This window comes from Pseudomonas sp. P4_C3, from assembly GCF_056402075.1.
Map to the genome: position 1 here is coordinate 1 of NZ_JBFUIC010000546.1, position 1,848 is coordinate 1,848.

Below are 1,848 nucleotides of genomic sequence, written 5' to 3' on the forward strand. Positions count from 1 at the left end.
GATAAGAATGAGCACTGGGCTAATGAATTTGGTTTTAAGCTAAAAATTGTTGGTGTCAGTGATCTTTACTTTGGCTCCATCATCAACAAGAACGGGTTGGATGCCCACGAATTGGCCGCAGTTCCTGCTGTAAAAGGGGGGTTTAGAACATTGCCAGCGGGCAGTGCTGAGCCTGCCAATGAGACGGTTATCCGTTTCTCGGGGGCCGATCTTATCGCCGAGGCGACGTTCACCAACCCTGTAGACGGAGAGCCAGCTACGACGTTCTGTCGCTGGGCTCTGGAAAAAGGTATCAGTGTGGTCACCACCAACAAAGGGCCGGTGGCGTTGCACGCTGAAAGCTTGAAAGCATTGGCCAGAAGCACCGGTGCCCAATTCGAGTTTGAAGGCTCGGTAATGAGCGGCACCCCCGTCATTCGTCTGGCTAAAGAGTCGCTGGCCGGCTCGGAAATCAGCGGGTTTAAGGGCATCTTGAATGGTACGTCCAATTTCGTACTTTCTAGCATGGAAGAAGGTCTCGACTTCTCTGATGCAGTCGCCAAGGCTCAGGAACTCGGTTACGCAGAAGCTGACCCCACCGCAGACGTGGAAGGGCATGATGTTCGTCTTAAAGTAGTCATTTTGGCGAATGAGCTTCTGGGGGCGAAGTTGACTCCGAGCGATGTCCTTTGCAAAGGCATCTCGGGGATCACGTCAAAAGATATCGCCGAAGCAACGAAAGCCAATGCCCGGTGGAAACTAATTGGCAGCGCGGAAAAAATGAGCAATGGCTCCATCACTGCATCTGTTAGTCCTCAATTGTTGCCTCAGGGGGACGCACTGGCCGGTGTGAGTGGTGCAACGAATGCAATTACATTTAATACAAATGTTCTGGGTCCGGTAACGGTTGTCGGAGCGGGTGCAGGTCGGTTTGAAACAGCATTCGCCTTACTCTCGGATATCGTCAGCATTCACAAGAACAAAACTAAGATAGGTAAGTGATCATGAATAGCTTGAGTCTTTCGCTCGCTGTTGATTATAAAGCCATAACAGTTTTGAGTCCGTATGATGGCGCTGCAGTTGGAGAGGTGACGGACATACCCGCTTCATTTGCCACTGCGATCATTGATACGGCGAAGCTTGGTGCGCTGATTGCCAAAGAACTTCCAAGGCACGAACGTGCTCGCATACTGGAAAAAACCGCTGCTTTGGTCGAGAGCGACAAGGAGGCGTTTGCCAGTCTGATTGTTGCCGAGTCGGGAAAAACGATCAAGCAGGCGAGAAAGGAGGTTTTACGCTGCGTCAATACGCTGAAACTGTCCGCTGAGGAGGCCAAGCGTAATGCTGGCGAAGTGATTCCGTTTGACTCCTATGTAGGATCTGAGTCCCGTCAGGGATGGTTTACTCGGGAGCCTTTGGGTGTAATTGTTGCAATTACCCCATACAACGACCCACTCAACTTGGTCGCTCACAAGTTGGGGCCTGCGATCGCTGGCGGTAATGCTGTTGTACTCAAACCCTCTGAGCTCTCTCCGTTATCTGCCATTAAGCTGGTGGCCTGCCTGAACGCTGCGGGTCTCCCTCCTGCGATCGTGTCCATTGCAACTGGGGGGGCTGCGCTGGGCAAGGCACTGGTCGCTCATAGAGCGGTACGTATGGTTTCCTTCACGGGCGGTTTTGTTACCGGTGAGCAGATCTCTCGCAATGCAGGCCTTAAAAAACTGGCGATGGATTTGGGGGGCAATGCCCCGGTTATCGTCATGGGCGATTGTGATCTGAATGAAGCCGTTGAGTCCTGTGTATCAGGCGCTTTTTGGGCTGCCGGGCAAAATTGTATCGGTACCCAACGAATTCTTGTTGAAGAGACAA

At 52.1% G+C, this 1,848-nt stretch carries 2 protein-coding genes; both read left to right on the forward strand.

What is annotated here, in order from left to right; all coding sequences use genetic code 11:
- The coding region (locus AC1DVH_RS30430) for a homoserine dehydrogenase (protein ID WP_477756917.1) at positions 1-981 on the forward strand (981 nt) is incomplete at its 5' end.
- A 2-nt stretch (positions 982-983) separates the two neighbouring features.
- Positions 984-1,848 (forward strand): aldehyde dehydrogenase family protein (locus AC1DVH_RS30435; protein WP_477756918.1); only part of this gene is annotated, 865 nt, incomplete at its 3' end.